This is a genomic window from Nonomuraea sp. B1E8, from assembly GCF_039871515.1.
Lineage (GTDB): Bacteria > Actinomycetota > Actinomycetes > Streptosporangiales > Streptosporangiaceae > Nonomuraea.
On the sequence record NZ_JBDPLS010000004.1, the window covers coordinates 241,358 to 256,646 of the forward strand.

General features: G+C 71.9%; 17 protein-coding genes. 8 read left to right on the top strand and 9 right to left on the bottom strand.

Annotated elements, in window-relative coordinates:
• Position 1: 1 nt before the first annotated feature.
• From ABGA98_RS16090 to ABGA98_RS16105, 4 genes are read left to right on the top strand one after another with little or no spacing between them, the layout of a single operon-like run.
• Positions 2 to 970 carry a sugar ABC transporter permease gene (locus tag ABGA98_RS16090; protein ID WP_347619094.1) on the top strand — a complete coding sequence of 323 codons (969 nt, stop codon included), beginning with the start codon at positions 2 to 4 and terminating at the stop codon, positions 968 to 970.
• On the top strand, positions 967 to 1,842 hold the full coding sequence (locus ABGA98_RS16095) for a carbohydrate ABC transporter permease (protein WP_347619095.1): 876 nt from the start codon (positions 967 to 969) through the stop codon (positions 1,840 to 1,842). Before ABGA98_RS16090 ends, ABGA98_RS16095 begins: the two co-directional genes overlap by 4 nt.
• The gene (locus tag ABGA98_RS16100) at positions 1,839 to 3,488 is read left to right on the top strand and encodes an alpha-L-arabinofuranosidase C-terminal domain-containing protein (protein ID WP_347619096.1); all 1,650 of its coding nucleotides are present in this window, start codon (positions 1,839 to 1,841) and stop codon (positions 3,486 to 3,488) included. Before ABGA98_RS16095 ends, ABGA98_RS16100 begins: the two co-directional genes overlap by 4 nt.
• A 39-nt stretch (positions 3,489 to 3,527) precedes the next feature.
• Positions 3,528 to 4,073: a hypothetical protein gene (locus ABGA98_RS16105; protein ID WP_347619097.1), complete on the top strand. Its 546-nt coding sequence runs from the start codon at positions 3,528 to 3,530 to the stop codon at positions 4,071 to 4,073.
• 42 nt (positions 4,074 to 4,115) lie between these two features.
• On the opposite strand, the gene ABGA98_RS16110 is transcribed toward ABGA98_RS16105, so the two are convergent.
• Positions 4,116 to 5,090 (bottom strand): aldo/keto reductase, encoded by a 975-nt coding sequence (locus ABGA98_RS16110; RefSeq protein WP_347619098.1) that lies wholly within the window; start codon positions 5,088 to 5,090, stop codon positions 4,116 to 4,118.
• 164 nt (positions 5,091 to 5,254) lie between these two features.
• On the opposite strand from ABGA98_RS16110, the gene ABGA98_RS16115 reads away from it, so the two are divergent.
• A complete protein-coding gene (locus tag ABGA98_RS16115) occupies positions 5,255 to 5,833 on the top strand; it encodes a TetR/AcrR family transcriptional regulator (RefSeq protein WP_347619099.1) in 579 nt (192 codons plus the stop codon).
• A 70-nt stretch (positions 5,834 to 5,903) separates the two neighbouring features.
• A complete protein-coding gene (locus ABGA98_RS16120; RefSeq protein WP_347619100.1) occupies positions 5,904 to 7,076 on the top strand; it encodes an MFS transporter in 1,173 nt (390 codons plus the stop codon).
• Positions 7,077 to 7,212: 136 nt separating this feature from the next.
• Here the strand turns inward: ABGA98_RS16120 and ABGA98_RS16125 are convergent, their stop codons facing one another.
• Positions 7,213 to 7,368: a hypothetical protein gene (locus tag ABGA98_RS16125; RefSeq protein WP_347619101.1), complete on the bottom strand. Its 156-nt coding sequence runs from the start codon at positions 7,366 to 7,368 to the stop codon at positions 7,213 to 7,215.
• 123 nt (positions 7,369 to 7,491) lie between these two features.
• On the opposite strand from ABGA98_RS16125, the gene ABGA98_RS16130 reads away from it, so the two are divergent.
• Complete coding sequence (locus ABGA98_RS16130) at positions 7,492 to 8,253, top strand: hypothetical protein (RefSeq protein WP_347619102.1); 762 nt, start codon at positions 7,492 to 7,494, stop codon at positions 8,251 to 8,253.
• Positions 8,254 to 8,364: 111 nt separating this feature from the next.
• Here the strand turns inward: ABGA98_RS16130 and ABGA98_RS16135 are convergent, their stop codons facing one another.
• The 6 genes from ABGA98_RS16135 to ABGA98_RS16160 all read right to left on the bottom strand — a co-directional run bounded on the left by ABGA98_RS16135 (position 8,365) and on the right by ABGA98_RS16160 (position 13,813).
• Entirely contained in the window at positions 8,365 to 10,482 is a 2,118-nt protein-coding gene (locus ABGA98_RS16135; protein WP_347619103.1) for a DEAD/DEAH box helicase, read from the bottom strand.
• 147 nt (positions 10,483 to 10,629) lie between these two features.
• A complete protein-coding gene (locus ABGA98_RS16140; RefSeq protein ID WP_347619104.1) occupies positions 10,630 to 11,073 on the bottom strand; it encodes a CBS domain-containing protein in 444 nt (147 codons plus the stop codon).
• A 28-nt stretch (positions 11,074 to 11,101) separates the two neighbouring features.
• Complete coding sequence (locus ABGA98_RS16145) at positions 11,102 to 11,764, bottom strand: TrkA family potassium uptake protein (protein WP_132599844.1); 663 nt, start codon at positions 11,762 to 11,764, stop codon at positions 11,102 to 11,104.
• The gene (locus ABGA98_RS16150; RefSeq protein ID WP_347619105.1) at positions 11,757 to 13,109 is read right to left on the bottom strand and encodes a potassium transporter TrkG; all 1,353 of its coding nucleotides are present in this window, start codon (positions 13,107 to 13,109) and stop codon (positions 11,757 to 11,759) included. The genes ABGA98_RS16145 and ABGA98_RS16150 overlap by 8 nt, the downstream gene beginning before the upstream one ends.
• 156 nt (positions 13,110 to 13,265) lie before the next feature.
• A complete protein-coding gene (locus tag ABGA98_RS16155; protein WP_347619106.1) occupies positions 13,266 to 13,595 on the bottom strand; it encodes a DUF3140 domain-containing protein in 330 nt (109 codons plus the stop codon).
• Positions 13,592 to 13,813, bottom strand: coding sequence for a DUF2945 domain-containing protein (locus tag ABGA98_RS16160; RefSeq protein WP_347619107.1), 222 nt, complete (start codon positions 13,811 to 13,813; stop codon positions 13,592 to 13,594). Before ABGA98_RS16160 ends, ABGA98_RS16155 begins: the two co-directional genes overlap by 4 nt.
• Before the next feature lie 170 nt (positions 13,814 to 13,983).
• Between ABGA98_RS16160 and ABGA98_RS16165 the strand changes: the two genes are divergently transcribed.
• Positions 13,984 to 14,538: an NADAR family protein gene (locus ABGA98_RS16165; protein ID WP_347619458.1), complete on the top strand. Its 555-nt coding sequence runs from the start codon at positions 13,984 to 13,986 to the stop codon at positions 14,536 to 14,538.
• A 156-nt stretch (positions 14,539 to 14,694) separates the two neighbouring features.
• Here the strand turns inward: ABGA98_RS16165 and ABGA98_RS16170 are convergent, their stop codons facing one another.
• The gene (locus tag ABGA98_RS16170; RefSeq protein ID WP_347619108.1) at positions 14,695 to 15,240 is read right to left on the bottom strand and encodes an RNA 2'-phosphotransferase; all 546 of its coding nucleotides are present in this window, start codon (positions 15,238 to 15,240) and stop codon (positions 14,695 to 14,697) included.
• Positions 15,241 to 15,289 lie beyond the last annotated feature (49 nt).

The following is a 15,289-nucleotide window of genomic DNA, read 5'->3' on the forward strand; positions in this document are numbered from 1 at the left end:
GATGACAACGACAATCCGGCGGCGCGAGCGTCCGGCCGTGGCGGCCGCGCGGGACCGCGGCGGGCGCGGCCTGCTGCGCCGCCTGCGGCAGGACTGGTGGATCTACCTCTTCCTGCTCCCGACCCTCCTCGGCTACGGCGCCTACACCGTCTACCCGCTGCTGGCCTCGTGGTGGTTCGCCCTCCTCGACTGGCCGGGCTTCGCGACCGCCGGCACCTTCGTCGGCGTCGAGAACTTCGAGCGGCTCATCGGGGACGACCTCTTCTGGAACGCGTTCTGGAACTCGATCGTGTTCCTGGTGTTCGCCGTACCCCTGCGGGTGGGGCTGGCGCTGGCGCTCGCGCTCGTGCTGAACCGGAAGAAGACGCCGTTCAAGGGCTTCTTCCGCACACTGTTCTTCCTGCCGGTCGTCACCACGGGAGCCATCGTCGGCGTCGTGTTCACCCTGCTGCTCGACGCGAGCGGCCCGGTGAGCCTGGCGCTGGTCTGGTCAGGGCTGATCGACTCGCCGGCGAACTTCGCGGCCAACGCCGGCACCTCCCTCTACGCCGGGATCGCCGTGTGGGTGTGGAAGTGGCTGGGCATCACGCTGATCTACTGGCTCGCCGCGCTGCAAACGATCCCGCAGGGGGTGCACGAGGCCGCGATGATCGACGGCGCGGGCGCGTGGGCGGAGTTCCGCCACGTGACGATGCCGCTGCTCGTGCCGTTCCTCGTGATCATCACCCTGATCGACACGGTGGCCGCGTTCAACGTCTTCGACCTGATGCAGACCCTGACCGGCGGGGGCCCGTCCTTCTCATCCGAGGTGATCGAGATCTTCATCTTCCGCACGGCCTTCCAGGCCACCGTTCCCCAGCTGGGTTACGCGTCGGCGGCGGCGGTGCTGTTCGGGCTGCTGACCGTGGGCTTCGCGATCGCCCAGGCCGTCGGCATGCGCTGGGCCAGAGGAAGGACCGGGGCGTCATGACGGCGACCGCGCAGGCCGGCCCGACCTGGCGTGCCCGCCTGCTCCGCCGTCCCAGCCCGGGTCAGGTGGTGACCGTCGTCCTGCTCCTCGTGCTCGGCGGCCTGTGGGTCTACCCGTTCGCCTGGCTCGTCTCGGCGTCGCTGAAGTCCTCGCCCGAGATCTTCGGCCGCGGGCTCGCCCTGCTGCCCGAGGAGCCGGTCTGGGAGAACTACGCCCGGGCCTGGAACGAGGTGGGCTTCGCCACGTACTTCGTCAACACGCTCGTCATCACCGTGGGCACCGTGCTGCTCGTCGTCGTGCGCAGCGCGCTGGCGGGCTACGTGCTCGGACGTTACGACTTCGTCGGCAAGAAGCTGCTCATCGGGGTGTTCCTGGTCACCTTCTTCCTCCCCGAGGGGTACACGATCATCCCGATCACCCAGCTGACCGACCAGCTCGGCCTGCTCAACACGCACGCCGGCGTGATCCTCGGGCTGGGCGCGGGCGGGCAGATCGCCTCGACCCTGCTCTACGCGGGATTCTTCCGGCGGATGCCGAAGGAGCTGGAGGAGACCGCGCGCCTGGACGGCGCCGGACATTTCATAATCTTCTTCCGCGTGATGCTCCCGCTCGCCTGGCCGATCACCGCCACGGTGGTCATCCTCACGTTCCTGTTCGCCTGGAACGCCTACCTCCTGCCGCTGGTGTTCACGCTCAGCGAGCCCGGCCTGCGGACGCTGGCCGTGGGCATGACCGTCTTCGTCGGAGAACGGGGCACCGACTGGTCGGGGATGGCCGCCGCGGCGGTCATCTCGCTGATCCCGGTGATCGCCGTCTTCGTCGTGCTCCAGCGCAAGTTCGTCGACAGCATCGCGGGAGCGGTGAAGCAATGACCGGAACGGAGATCCCTGACATGCCCGTCCCCGCCCGTGAGGCGCTCGTGACGATCGACACCCGCCACCCGGAGGGCCGGATCGATGACGACGTCTACGGCCACTTCCTGGAGTCCGCCTTCTTCGGCAACATCGAGGGCGGCGTCTTCGACGAAGGGTCGCCGCTGTCCATCGACGAACCCGGCCTGCTCCAAGGCGTGCGCGCCGACGTGCTGGAGCTCTGCCGCGAACTGGCCCCCGGCCCCATCCGCTGGCCCGGCGGCAACTTCACCTCCGCCTACCACTGGGAGGACGGCGTCGGCCCGCGCGACACCCGGCCCCGCCGGCTGGAGCTGGCCTGGGGCGGGCTGGAGTCCAACCGCTTCGGCACCGACGAGTTCCTGGCCTGGTGCGAGGCCGTCGGCGCGGAGCCGTACCTCGTGCATTCCTGCCGGGACGTCGACGAGGCGGTGCGCTGGGTCGAGTACACCAACGCCGCCCAGGAGACCGCGCTCACCGGCCGGCGCGCCCGCAACGGGCGCGCCGAGCCGTGGAAGGTGAAGTACTGGGGCGTGGGCAACGAGGTCTACGGCCCGTGGCAGATGGGCCACCGCCCGCCCGAGGAGTACGCCGCCGCGGCCCGCGAGCACGCCAGGTTCATGCGCCTGGTCGACCCGGACCTCCGCCTGATCGGCGTCGGCATCCCCTGGCAGCAGGAACAGTGGACGCGCCCCCTGATGCGGCAGGCGGGCCACCTGCTCGACTACCTGTCCCTCCACCTGTACGGCGCCGGCACCCACCTGTGGACCGGAGACGACTACGACGACGTCGTCGCCCAGTCCCTCTACTTCGAGCGGGAGATCCAGTCCTACTCCCAGCTGGTCACGGCGCTCGCCGCGGAGGCCGGCCTGGACCGCCCGCCCGCGCTCGCCCTCGACGAGTGGAACATGCGCCACCTGGAGCCCGCGGCCTGGCCGGACCCGCTCCCCGGCGACGACGGCGGCATCGCCCCGCGCGAGCTCCCCGACGTGACGCCCGCTGATCGGCCGGGCCCCGTGCGGGTGAACCGGTGGAGCCCGCGTACGGTCGGCGACCTCGTCTTCTACGCCGGTGTGTTCCACGCCGTCCACCGCACCGTGGGCCTGCCTGCGCCCGTGAGCATGGCCAACCCGGTGAACCTGGTCAACGCCAACGGCGTGATCGTCGCCCGTCCCGGCGGCGCGCTGCGCTCGGCCATCTACCACGTCTGGCACCTCTACCGGCACCACACGGGCCCGACCGTGCTGCCGTCGCGGGTGGACGGCCCGGCGCGGTCGGCGGCGGTCCGGCTCGGCGACAACCGCGGCCCGGACGGGCGGCTGCTCACCGCGCCCATGACCGTCCCCTACATCGACGTGTCGGCCACCCGGGCCGACGACGGCTCCGTGCGGGTCGCGGTCGTCAACCGGCACCGCGACGAGAGCGTGCGCCTGCGGATCGTCCTCGACGGCGCCGCCGGCGAGACCCCCGTGAGCGCGCGGGTCCGCACCCTCGGGACCGGCGACCTGCACGCGGTCAACACCCTCGGGGCGCCGGACACGGTCGCGGTGCGCGATCTGGGGCAGGTCGAGGCGAGCGACGGCACGTGGGCCGTGGGCCCGCACTCGGTGACCGTGCTCGCCTTCTGAGCCGTCCGAACGACCGGCGCCCTCTGGCAGGCTGGGGGCATGCGGTTCCGGGTGCGCGAGTTCGAGCTGGCCCTGATGCACCGGATGCGCGACCTCAACGCCGGCCGGGTGGAGGACGCGCTCGCCGCCATGGGCGCGTCCAGGGCCGAGGTGCGGGCCGCGCACACCCACTGGACCCGGCTGGCCCACGCGGCGCGGGCTCCCAAGGGAGCGGCGGTCTTCCGGATGGCGCTGGGCCCGCCCCACCACGCGGGCCCGCGCGCGTTCGGCAGCCTGACCTGCGACGTGCACCGGTGGGCCCTGCCGTCGTGGCCGGGCCTGGAGTTCGAGGTGCTGACGGGGCCCGGGGGCGAGGTCTGGCACCAGTGGTTCGTCCGGCCCCGCGGCGCCGTGCGGCTGGCCTTCGCCGACCTCACCCCCTGGACGTGCGTCGTCGCCGACGTGGGCACGAGCTTTCCGGGGGCCACCTCGCTCGAGGGGCAGGCGCCGCACCACTGGTCGGTCGAGTTCGCCCACGCGGGCACGGCGTACCGTGCCCGCTTCGTGTACGGCCTCTACCAGCGTCTCGACCGGCCGGACGGCTGAGCACCGCAGGCGCCGCCGTCCGGCCGGCCGAGGGGCGGCGCGCTAGGCCGCGACGCCGGACTCCTTGGCGGCGCGGTCGATGGCCGCCAGCTCCTCGTGGGTGAAGCCGAGGTTGTCGACGGCGGCCACGTTGGCCTCCAGCTGCTCGGGGCTGGACGCGCCCACGAGCACCGAGGTGATGCGCGGGTCGCGCAGCGTCCAGGCGAGCGCGAGCTGGGCCACCGTCTGGCCGCGCGCCTCGGCCAGTTCGGACAGCGAGCGCACGAACGCCAGCACCTCCGGCGTCACCCGGTCGGCCGTGAGGAAACGCCCCTCGGCGGCGCGCGAGTCGGCGGGGATGCCGTCGAGGTAACGGTCGGTCAGCAGGCCCTGCGCCAGCGGCGAGTAGACCACGCAGCCGACGCCCTGCTCCTCGAGCACTCCCAGCAGCGAGTCCTCGATGCCCCGGTTGAGCAGGGAGTAGGACGGCTGGTGCACCAGGAGCGGGGTGCCGAGCTGGCGCAGCAGGCGGGCGGCCTGGGCGGTGCGCTCGGGGGAGAAGTTGGAGACGCCGACGTAGAGGACGCGCCCGCTGCGGACCATGTGGTCGAGCGTGGCCACCTGCTCTTCGAGCGGGGTGTCGGGGTCGTCGCGGTGCAGGTAGTAGATGTCGACGAAGTCGAGGCCGAGCCGCTCCAGCGACCTGTCGAGGGTGGCGAGCAGGTGCTTGCGGGAGTTGCCCTTGCCGTACGGGCCGTCCCACATGGGGTTGCTGCCCTTGGTCGTGACCACGACCTCGTCGCGCATCGACCGGGGGAAGATCCGGCCGAACGTGGACTCGGCGGCCCCCAGCGGGGGGCCGTACCGGTCGGCGATGTCGAAGTGGGTGATGCCGAGGTCGAGCGCCTTGTGCAGGATCGAGCGCTGGCTGTCGAGCGGCCTGCCTCCGCCGAAGTTGTGCCACAGGCCGAGCGACACGGCGGGGAGCAGGAGACCGCTGCGGCCGCACCTTCTGTACGGCTGGCGTTCGTAGTCCAAGGGTGTCCTTCCGGGGTGACGCGGAGCGAATGAAACGTTTTACGTAGCCAAGTTAAGCACTTCTTCCCCCTCGTCCGCCGCCACCCGTGCCGCGCCCGCGCGTGGCGTGGGCTGGCGCGGCATGTTCTTTACTGATCTGTACAGAATCCGGTAGCCTCCCCTCCATGGGCAGGCCACGCGAGTTCAGTGATGCGGCAGCCGTCGACGCCGCGATGGAGCTGTTCTGGGAGAAGGGGTACGAAGCGACCACCACCCAGGACCTGTGCTCCCGCACGGGGCTCGGCCGCGGCAGCCTCTACAACGCCTTCGGCAGCAAGCACCGGCTCTACGAGGCGGCGATCCGCCGCTACGCCGACACCAAGGGCGAGGCCCAGCTCGCCATGCTGGCCGAGTCCGGCTCCGTGCGCGACCGGCTGAAAGACCTGATGCTGGGCGTCATCGACGCCGACATGGCCGACCCCGGCCGGCGCGGCTGCCTGGCGCTCAACGCCGCCACCGAGTCGAGCGGGCGCACCGAGGCCGTCGCCGGGCTCGTGCGCCGCCAGTTCACCGATCTGGAGCAGGCGATCCTCCGGCTGGTGGAGGTCGGGCAGAGCACGGGCGAGCTGGCGTCCGACCGGCCGCCGCTCCAGGTGGCGCGCGCGTTCCAGAGTGCCTACTACGGTCTGCGCGTGCTCGCCAAGGTCACCGGTGACCGGCAGGCGCTGCTCGACGTCGTCGAGGGGGCCGTCGCCGCCCTGTGAACCCCGCGGGATCCGCCGCGGGGTTCGTGCTGCCGTAATTTTGTACAGATCAGTAAAGAATGGAGTCTTCGTGACCAGGACCAACGCCGGCGTGCCCGCGCTGATGCTCTGCGTCTTCGGCATCACGACCGGTGAGTTCGTCATCGCCGGCATCCTGCCCGACCTCGCTGATGACCTGACCGTGTCGATCCCGGCCGCCGGGCTGCTGGTGACGGCGTACGCGATCGGGATGATCGTCGGCGGCCCGGTGCTGACGGCGCTCAGCGCCCGCTTCCCGCGCAAGCCGCTCATCCTGGCCCTGCTCGCGATCGCCATCGCGGGAAACCTGGCCTCCGCGCTCGCGCCCGCCTATCCCGCGCTCTTCGCCGCGCGGGTGGTGACCGCGCTGGTGACGTCCACGTTCTTCGCCAACGCGATCGTCATCGCCGCCTCCACCGCCCCGCCGGACAGGCAGGCGTCCACCGTGTCCACGCTCGTCTTCGGGATGAACCTGTCGATGATCCTCGGCGCGCCCATCGGCACCCTCATCGGCGAGGCGCACGGCTGGCGCGCCACGTTCCTGGCCGTCGCCGCGTGTTGCGCGGCCGGGTGGTTGCTGGTTGCGCGGCTGGTGCCGGACGTCCGCGACGCCGCGCCGGCCACCTCCGCGGTGGCCGAGCTGCGCGTGTTCCGCAGGCGCGACGTGCTCCTCGCCATCGCCGTCACCGCCGTGGGCAACGCCGGGCTGCTCATGGTCTTCACCTTCTTCGCGCCCCTCGTCACCACCGTCACCGGGTTCGCCGCCGGCGCGGTCGCCGTCCTGCTGCTGGTGTACGGCGTGGGCGCGGCGGCCGGCAACATCGCCGGAGGCCGCCTGTCCGACATGTCGCCGATGCGGGCGCAGATCGGGCTGCTGGCCCTGCTCGCCGGGGCGCTCGTGCTCATGTGGGCGGGCAGCGGCAGCACGGCCGTCACGGCGGTGATGGTGTTCGTGGTCGGCGCGCTCGGCTTCTCCGTCATCCCCGGGATGCAGGCACGGGTGCTGGCCACCGCCGCCGCCGCGCCCACGCTGGCCATGGCGGTGAACGCCTCCGCCTACCAGCTCGCGGCGGCCTTCGCCGCCTGGCTCGGCGGCCGGGTCATCGACGCCGGGCTCGGGCTGCGCTCGCTCTACCTCGTGGCGGCGGCCGTCACGGTCGCGGGCATCGCGGTGAGCGGTTACGCCTGGCTCCGCGACCGCGGGCGAGTCGTACGCGCCGGTTGACCGCCTCCCGGCTGGACGATCACCAGCACGACCACGACCGCCCACAACACGTCGTAGCCGCCGGTGAGCATGCTCAGCGTGCGCAGCGCCGCCGGCTCGCCGGGCTCGGCCGGCGCGGCCCGCTGGCGGGGGACGATCAGCAGGGCCGGCAGGGCAGCCCCAGCCGGCCGACCGTGAGATCCAGCGGCGCCAGGGCGGCGCCCAGCTCGCTCTCGATGCGGCGGGCCAGCGTGAGCAGGACGATGGAGGTGCTGGTCACGGGCGGCCCGGGACGGTCCTCCTCGGCGGTCATCCCTTCAGAATCCCGCAGCGCGCTTCGAAAATGCTGGAAGTCTCACCGACGGCTTTATCTGATCTTTCGGTGCTCGCTGGTTGAGTGACCATCGCGACATTGATCGACCCCCTTGGAGGATCCATGAAAGCGAAGCTCGCGCTGGCCGCCCTGACCGCGCTCGCGTCCTTGACCGTCCTCGCGGCGCCCGCGTCCGCCGCCCCAGCCGACCCCGCGCCCGGCGGGCCGCAGCGGCCCCACGAGGCGGACGTCGAGGGTCCCCGCAACATCGACTCCCTGGAGGTGACGGCGACCGCCGGTCCAGGCCGCGGCGTGACGCTCGCCTGGGACCGGCGCAGCCGTGCCGGCACCGGGCAGGTGCCCGCGGGCGCCAGGCGGTTCGTGTTCCTGTTCGACCGGTCGGTGAGCTTCAACCCGGACGCCTTCCCCACCTGCGACCGCGCACTGATCGAGGAGAAGGGCGCGACCGCCTGCCCGGACGGCTCCCAGGTGGGCAGCGGACTGGCCGAGTACGCCACCGGGGAGCCGCGCGAGGTGCTCGCCTTCAACACCCGGATCGGCCGCTCGCCCGGCGTGCTGGTCGTGCTGCCCTCCACCGGCGTGGTGCTGGAGCAGACCCTGGAACGTGTGTCGCGCCCGTACCGGAAGGACTACCGGTGGGCGCTGGACGAGATCCTGCCGCCGAACGACACCCCGCCCCAGGAGCGCGCCGGCACCACCAGGTTCCGGTTGTCGTTCGGCGCCACCCGCGAGCACCACGGCCGCACCGTCGGCTTCGTGGAGACCACGGCCAAGCCCGGGTCGTCGCTGACCTTCGGGTTGTGGAGCGAGTTCGTCACGGGCCAGGTGCTGGTGCCGGTCGCGAAGGCGCGGCTCGGCCGCTGAGCGGCGGGCTCACGTCCAGGTCGCGAGGTCGCGGTCGTCCGGTGAGCCGCGGGCTCACCTCCAGGTCGCGTCGATCATCGAGGCCGGGGAGCCGGTCGTGCGGGTGTGAGCTCACCCGGTGCCGTCACCGCGGTCGAGCAGGCGGCGCTGCTCCTCCTCGACCACCTGCCGGGCCAGCGCCTGCTCCGAGATGTCCACCGCGTCGGCCGCCGACTCGGCCAGGTCGCTGCGCCGGGCGTAGGCGTCGAAGAGCCGCGACTTGCGGTGCAGGATGTCCAGCATGCGCTGGTCGACCGAGTCGACCGTGAGCAGCCGGTGCACCTGCACCTTGCGGACCTGCCCCATCCGGTGGGCGCGGCCGATCGCCTGGGTCTCCATGCTCGGCTTGACCTGCGGCTCGCACAGGATCACGACGGAGGCCGCCTGCAGGTTGAGCCCCACCCCGCCCGCCTGCACCTGGCTGAGCAGCACCGCGTGGCCCTTGGCCGCGGAGAACTCGTCGACCACCTGCTGCCGGCGCGCGGCGCCGACGTCACCCGACAGCGGCCCGTGCGCGCGGCCGTTCAGCTCCGCCCGCACGCAGGCGAGCACCGCGCGGAAGTAGGAGAACACGACCACCTTGAGCCCGTTGGCCTCGGCGTCATCGAGGAGTTCGAGCAGGCGCTTCAGCTTGGCCGAGGTGGCGGGCTCGGCGTAGGCGGCGCGGCGCATGGCCATGAAGTTGCCGTCGGACACGGCCTGCCGGTAGGCCGCGAAGTCGGCGCCGCTGAACTCCACCCACTCGTCCGCATCGACCCGGTCGGGCAGCTCGGCCAGCACGTCCTGCTGGTTGCGCCTCAGGTAGACGGGCGCGACCGCCTTCCTGAACGCCTGCGCGCCCGCCACCATGTCGCTGTTGCGCAGGCCGGCGGCCAGCTCGGGCCGCAGGTAGGAGACCAGCACGCGGAACTCCTCCACGCGGTTCTCCATCGGCGTGCCGGTCAGGAAGAGCACCCGGTCGACGCGCCGGCACCACGAGGCGACCGTCTGGGACCGTTTGGCCTGCGGGTTCTTCACGTAGTGGGCCTCGTCCACGACGAGCAGGCCGGGCACGGCCTCCGTGCCGAGCCGGTGGAGGCTGTCGAGGGTGACCACGGCGACGCCGCCCTGCCGCTCCCACTCCTGCTGGGCCGCGAGCCGGCCGGGCCCGTGCAGCGGGTGGGCGCGCAGGGTGCTGCGCGACTCGATCTCCCGCACCCAGTTGATCAGCACGCTCGTGGGGCACGCCACCAGGAAATGTGTCGCCCCTTCCGCCCTGAGGTGCGCCATCACGGCGATGGCCTCGATCGACTTGCCCAGGCCCATCTCGTCGCCGATGATCACGCGTTCCTGGGCGAGGGCGAAACGAGCGCCGAACGCCTGGTAGCCGCGGAGCGACACCCGGCGGTAGGTGTCGTCGAGCGGCTGCCCGCCGACCTTGGCCGCCAGGTCGCCGGGCAACGTGGTCTCGCCCGTCGGCAAGGGCTCCCCGGCGAGGCCGGTCAGCAGCCCGAAGTAATCCGGGGAGCGGGACTCGAAGTCCGTCCAGGCCTCCAGCTCGGACGCGGGCGGGCGCAGCAGATCGGTGGTGACCTGGGCGAGCAGCAACGGTATCTCTGCCGAGGCGTCGAGCAGGCCGGAGATCTCGGCCAGCGCGTCGCGTGCCCGCTGCCGCCGCTTGGGCAGCGTGAACCACATACGCAGGCGGCTGCGCGCCGGCCCGGCCGCGGCCAGCAGCGGCCCCAGCCGCCCGTCCAGGTCGCGGGCGGCCGCGACGGCCCGGGGCAGGTCGGGGCCCACCCGCACCAGGCGGTGCAGGGCGATCACGAGGTCGGTGACCGGCTGGTCGTGGTGCTCGACGTCGATGCGGACGCTCGCGGCGTCGGCCGCCGCCCGCTCGATCTGCCGGGCGGCCGCGTGGATGTGGCCCGCCGTCCGCGCGCCGATCCCCGGCAGCAACTGCAGCCGGTACGCCGAGGCGTCCAGCACCTGACGCACGGTGGTGTAGCCGGCCTTCTCCAGGGTGGCGACGCGCAGCCGGCCGTCGGTGACGTCCTTCAGCCGGGAGATCGGGACCGACTCCAGCTGCGCCCTGGCCGCGTCGAGGCGCACCTGGTCGAGGGCGGCGGCGGCCTGCCGGTGCACGACGGCGTGCTCGCCCAGCAGCGCGCGTGCGGCGGCGAGGAGACGGTCCGCTTCACGGAGTTCCACCGAACCTAGGATGCCGTCGCCGAGGTTGCGACCGTGTAACGGCCCGCCCAGGACACCAGGAAGGCGCAGGTCACGGCTCGGGATGCCCGGAGGGCGAAGGTCACGGCACGAAGCGGGCCGCGGCGCCGGGCGCCAGGAGGGTGGGGGCTACAGTTCGAGGGTGTGGTCGAGGAGGGATTGCAGGGTGACCGCGCCGGCCAGCCGTCCGTCGTCCACGACGGCCACGAGCGGGCTGCGCGTACGCGCCATCAGCGCCGCCAGCTCCAGCACCGTCGCCGTCACGTCGGCCACCGGCAGCTCGCGCGGCTGCTCCGGCAGGCACTCGCGTACGGTGCGCCCCCCGAGCTGCCGCAGGAAGAGGTCGGCGTGGGCCTCGTCGACCACCCGGGCCAGCGCCGGGTCCTCCCGGCAGTAGGCGGGCACCGCCAGGCGCAGCACCTGCGTGCCGGGCAGGATGCTGACCGGCATCCCGGCGCCGTCGACCAGGATGAGCCCGGGCAGGTCGCGCTCGGCCAGCAGCCTGGCCGCCTCCAGCGCCGGGGTGTCCATGGTGACGGTGGGGAACTCGACCGTGAGATCACGTGCACGCATCATGACCTCCGCAGCACGAGCCTAGCCCTCATGGCAGCTCCGCGAAGCGTTCGACCTGTTCGGTACGGCCGGAGACGAGGACCACGTCCCCGTAGGACAGCTCGGTCTCGGCGGTGGCGTAGGTGAACTCCTCGCCCGAGGGCTTGACGGCCACGATGGTGACCCCGTATTTGCGGCGCAGGTTGGACTGGCCGAGCGGGATGCCGACATACTCCTTGGGCGGCGTGGTCTTGGCCAGCGCGAAGTCGTCGTCCACCTGCATGTAGTCGAGCATCCGGCCGCTGACCAGGTGGGCGACCCGCTCGCCCATGTCGTGCTCGGGGAAGACGACGTGGTGGGCGCCGATGCGGCTGAGGATACGGCCGTGCTGGGTGCTGATGGCCTTGGCCCAGATGTCGTTGATCTCCAGTTCGACCAGCAGCGACGTGGTCAGGATGCTGGCCTCGATGTCACTGCCCACGGCCACCACCGCCTGGTAGAAGTCGGACACTCCGAGCTGGCGCAGCGCTTCGATGTCGGTGGCGTCCGCGGTCGCGATCTGGGTGATCCGCCCGGCCAGGCTCTGCGTGATCTTGGGCCGGCTGTCGATGGCCAGCACCTCGGTGCCTCGGCGCGTGAGCTCAAGCGCCAGGGACGTACCGAACCGCCCCAGCCCTATGACGACGACGGGGTCGCCTTTGTACTCAGCCAACGATGACTCGCTCCTCGGGTAGTTCGTAGTGGCGGGCGCGCCTGTTGAGTGCCAGGGCGGAGCCCAGGGTGAGAGGGCCGATCCGGCCGATGAACATCAGCGCAGTCAGCAGCAGGTGCCCGGCCGTGCCGACGGCCGGGGTGATGCCGGTGGACAGGCCCGCCGTGCCGAACGCCGAGATCACCTCGAACAGCACCTGGTCCAGCCTGTGGGGGGTGAGCGCGAGCAGCGCGTACGTCGACACGGTCACGAGCGCGACGCCCATCACCATGATCGTGACCACCTGGCGCTGCGTGGTCTCGGGAAGCCGCCGGTGACCGATGTTCACCCTGCTCTCCCCGCGAAGCTCGGCCCAGACGATGAACGCGAGCATCCCGATCGTGGTCACCTTGATGCCGCCCGCGGTGCCGGCGCTGCCGCCGCCGATGAACATCAGCAGGTCGGTGGCCAGCCAGCTCGATGGGTACATCTGCCCGATGTCGACGACGTTGAACCCGGCCGAGCGCGGCATCACCGACGTGAAGAAGGCGGCCAGCAGCTTGCCGCCGTCGTCGAGCGGGCCGAACGTCCGGGGGTTGCGCCATTCGGTGACCAGGAAGACGAGCGTGCCGAGCGCCAGCAACGTCACGGTCACCGCGACGGTGATCCTGGTCAGCACCGTCCATCTGCTCGGATGCCGCCATGACCGGGCCAGCTCGAACACCACTGGGAAGCCCAGCCCGCCGACGATGGCCGCGGTCGCGATGGTCAGGCAGATCCACGGGTCGGCGACGAACCGGGTGAAGTTGTCCGGCCAGAGCACGAACCCGGAGCTGTTGAAGGCCGAGATCGCGTGGAAGGCGCCCAGGTAGGCGGCGCGGCCTAAGGACTCGCCGTAGCCGATGACGAAGCGGCCGGTGAGCAGGACGGCGGCGACGGCCTCGCAGGCCAGGCTGAAGAGGAAGAGCTTGCGCACCAGCTTGCGCACGTCGCTCATGCTCAGCGTCTTGGTCTCCGTCTGGGCGGCGATCCGCTTCCGCAGCCCCAGCCGGCCCGAGAGGAGCAGGGTGGACAGGGTGGCAAGCGTCATGATCCCGAGGCCGCCCGCCTGGGACAGCCCGGCGATCACCACTTCGCCGAACGCCGACCAGTGTGACGCGGTGTCGACGACGGCCAGCCCGGTGACGCAGACGGCCGAGGCGGCGGTGAACAGCGCGACCACGGTGTCCGTGGCCTCGCCTTCTTCGGTGGCGACCGGTAGCGAGAGCAGGGTGGTGCCGACGGCCACGGCCAGGCCGAACGCGGCGACCACGAGCTGGGCGGGATGCCGGAATCTGGCTGGAAAGGGCGGTGTCGCGCTCATCATCGATCGCCGCCCCGCATGTCACGCATCGTGAACGCCCCTAGGGAACCCTCAGCAGGCAGTCGAAGCCGAGAGACTCCCCTGCTCACAGCGCACTACGGTAACAGCCTTCCAGGGCGCCGGCGCACCCGAGTCGTCTGACCGTGAACACGCCCCGCGTCACTTGAGTGGATCATGGCCCCAGTTCATCAGCGAGTAACGCCACCTGGACGCCTTGAGGTCGCCGGAAGGACGCTGCGCGAGATGGCGGTGGACGTAGCCGACGACCTTCTTCATGTGGTCGTAGTCGTCGTCCGTCCAGTCTCCCTTCTTCCTCCGGAGGAGGTCGACGATCTTCCTGCCGGACTCGTGGCCGACCGACTCGCCGCCGCCGTCCTTCTGTCCGACCGCCCGGGACTCGTCGGTGGCCAGCCAGCGTTCGAGCTCGCCGGCGGTCATGTTCACGGACTTGCCGAACTCGGCCGCGACCTCCCGGCGGTCCTCGCTCACGAGCCTTCCCTGCGCAGCGCCGACGGCTTGTGCACGGCCTTCTTGCCGCTCTTCTCGCTGCGCACCACGTACTGCGGCTCCTCGGGAGAGGCCGCGACCGTGCGGCCGGCCTCCTTCTGCCTCTTGGTGAGCTTCTTCTCCACCTTGCCCTTGGCGGTGGAGCCGTGGCTGCGCCAGGTGACCTCGTCACCCTCGGCCGGTTCCTTCTTCTTTCCCATGCGCTCCGGCTACCCGGCGCCCGACCGGGTAGCCCCTGGGTGCGCGTTCTTTACCCGACGGCCCGGCCCAGCGCCCGGCCGGCGCCCGGACCGGGCGGCCCGGCGCGGGACGGCTGGAGCCGGGTCGGGTCTTGTACGTTGAGGTCGTGCCAGACGAAGCCCCCCTGCCGATGACCGTCGACGAGGCGATCGCCGCGGAACGCGCCGGTCGGTCACTCAAGTTCCTCTTCTTCTGGGGCCACCGGCCGGCCCGCGACGGCGGACCGGGCCCGGGCTGCCTCAGCCAGTGGTGGCCGGTCACGTTCCACGAGGACGGGCACACGTACGCCACGGCCGAGCACTACATGATGGCGCACAAGGCGTGGTTGTTCGGTGACGAGGAAAGCGCGGCCAAGATCCTCGCCGCCGGCCACCCTGGGGAGGCCAAAGCCCTCGGCCGCACCGTGCGCGGCTTCGACGAGGCGACGTGGGACACCCACTGCTACGACATCGTGGTGCGGGGGAGCGTCGCCAAGTTCGGGCAGCACGCGGAGCTGGCCGCGTTCCTGCTGGGAACGTCGAACCGGGTGCTGGTGGAGGCGAGCCCGCTCGACCGGGTGTGGGGCATCGGCCTGGCGGCCACTGACGAGCGCGCCGCCTCGCCCGCGACGTGGACGGGCCTCAACCTGCTCGGCTTCGCTCTCATGGCCGCCCGCGACGCGCTCCGCCACGCCACCCCGCTATGACCGTCGGCCGCTCCCACCTGGGCGACGTCGTCCGGGGCGGCCGTCGGACCCGAGGGGCCGGCAGGCAGACTTCGAGCGAGCCGCAGGGAGACAGGAGGCGACGGGGCGTCTGGTAAGCGGGCACCCACACGGACCTTGGCCCGCGCTCACCGTCGATCAGCCTGAGGGGAAGCGGAGGTAGCCGGGCGGCACGTGGTCGGCCAGCCACACCCCGTTGGCGCTGCGCAGGAACACGTGCCCGTCCCTGTGCATCGCCCCGGCCGCCACCACGAGCACCACGGGAACGCCCCGGCGGCCGCCCACCCGCGTGGCCGTCTCCCGATCGGGCGACAGGTGCACGTGGTGCCGGCTCATCGGCCGCAGCCCCTCCTCCTTGATCGCCGCCACGAACCGCCTCACGGTGCCGTGATAGAGCGTCTCGGGAGGGGCGACGGCGGGCAGATCGAGGTCGACGGGCACCGAGTGCCCCTGGTTGGCCCGGATGCGGCCGTCCGCGATCGTGTAGCGCCGCTTGTCGTTGGACGCGACGACCTGACCCAACTCCGCCTCCGTGAACGGGAACCCGTGCTCGGCGGCGGCCCGCAGCAGCTCGTCGACCGGCGTCCATCCCTGGGCGTCGAGCGTCAGCCCGATGCGCTGAGGGTCGTGCCGCAGGTGCCGGGCCAGGTATTTCGAGATCCGTGTCAGGCGACGCTCGTCCACCACCCCATGGTCCCGCGCCCGTCAACCGCATGTGCCCGGGCCACGGCGG

What these genes read in the sequence shown, in the direction of transcription:
- ABGA98_RS16090 (WP_347619094.1), top strand. Translation starts at nt 2, where the DNA reads ATGACAACGACAATCCGGCGGCGCGAGCGTCCGGCCGTGGCGGCCGCG.
- ABGA98_RS16095 (WP_347619095.1), top strand. Translation starts at nt 967, where the DNA reads ATGACGGCGACCGCGCAGGCCGGCCCGACCTGGCGTGCCCGCCTGCTC.
- ABGA98_RS16100 (WP_347619096.1), top strand. Translation starts at nt 1,839, where the DNA reads ATGACCGGAACGGAGATCCCTGACATGCCCGTCCCCGCCCGTGAGGCG.
- ABGA98_RS16105 (WP_347619097.1), top strand. Translation starts at nt 3,528, where the DNA reads ATGCGGTTCCGGGTGCGCGAGTTCGAGCTGGCCCTGATGCACCGGATG.
- ABGA98_RS16115 (WP_347619099.1), top strand. Translation starts at nt 5,255, where the DNA reads ATGGGCAGGCCACGCGAGTTCAGTGATGCGGCAGCCGTCGACGCCGCG.
- ABGA98_RS16125 (WP_347619101.1), bottom strand. Translation starts at nt 7,368, where the DNA reads ATGACCGCCGAGGAGGACCGTCCCGGGCCGCCCGTGACCAGCACCTCC.
- ABGA98_RS16130 (WP_347619102.1), top strand. Translation starts at nt 7,492, where the DNA reads ATGAAAGCGAAGCTCGCGCTGGCCGCCCTGACCGCGCTCGCGTCCTTG.
- ABGA98_RS16140 (WP_347619104.1), bottom strand. Translation starts at nt 11,073, where the DNA reads ATGCGTGCACGTGATCTCACGGTCGAGTTCCCCACCGTCACCATGGAC.
- ABGA98_RS16150 (WP_347619105.1), bottom strand. Translation starts at nt 13,109, where the DNA reads ATGATGAGCGCGACACCGCCCTTTCCAGCCAGATTCCGGCATCCCGCC.
- ABGA98_RS16160 (WP_347619107.1), bottom strand. Translation starts at nt 13,813, where the DNA reads ATGGGAAAGAAGAAGGAACCGGCCGAGGGTGACGAGGTCACCTGGCGC.
- ABGA98_RS16165 (WP_347619458.1), top strand. Translation starts at nt 13,984, where the DNA reads ATGACCGTCGACGAGGCGATCGCCGCGGAACGCGCCGGTCGGTCACTC.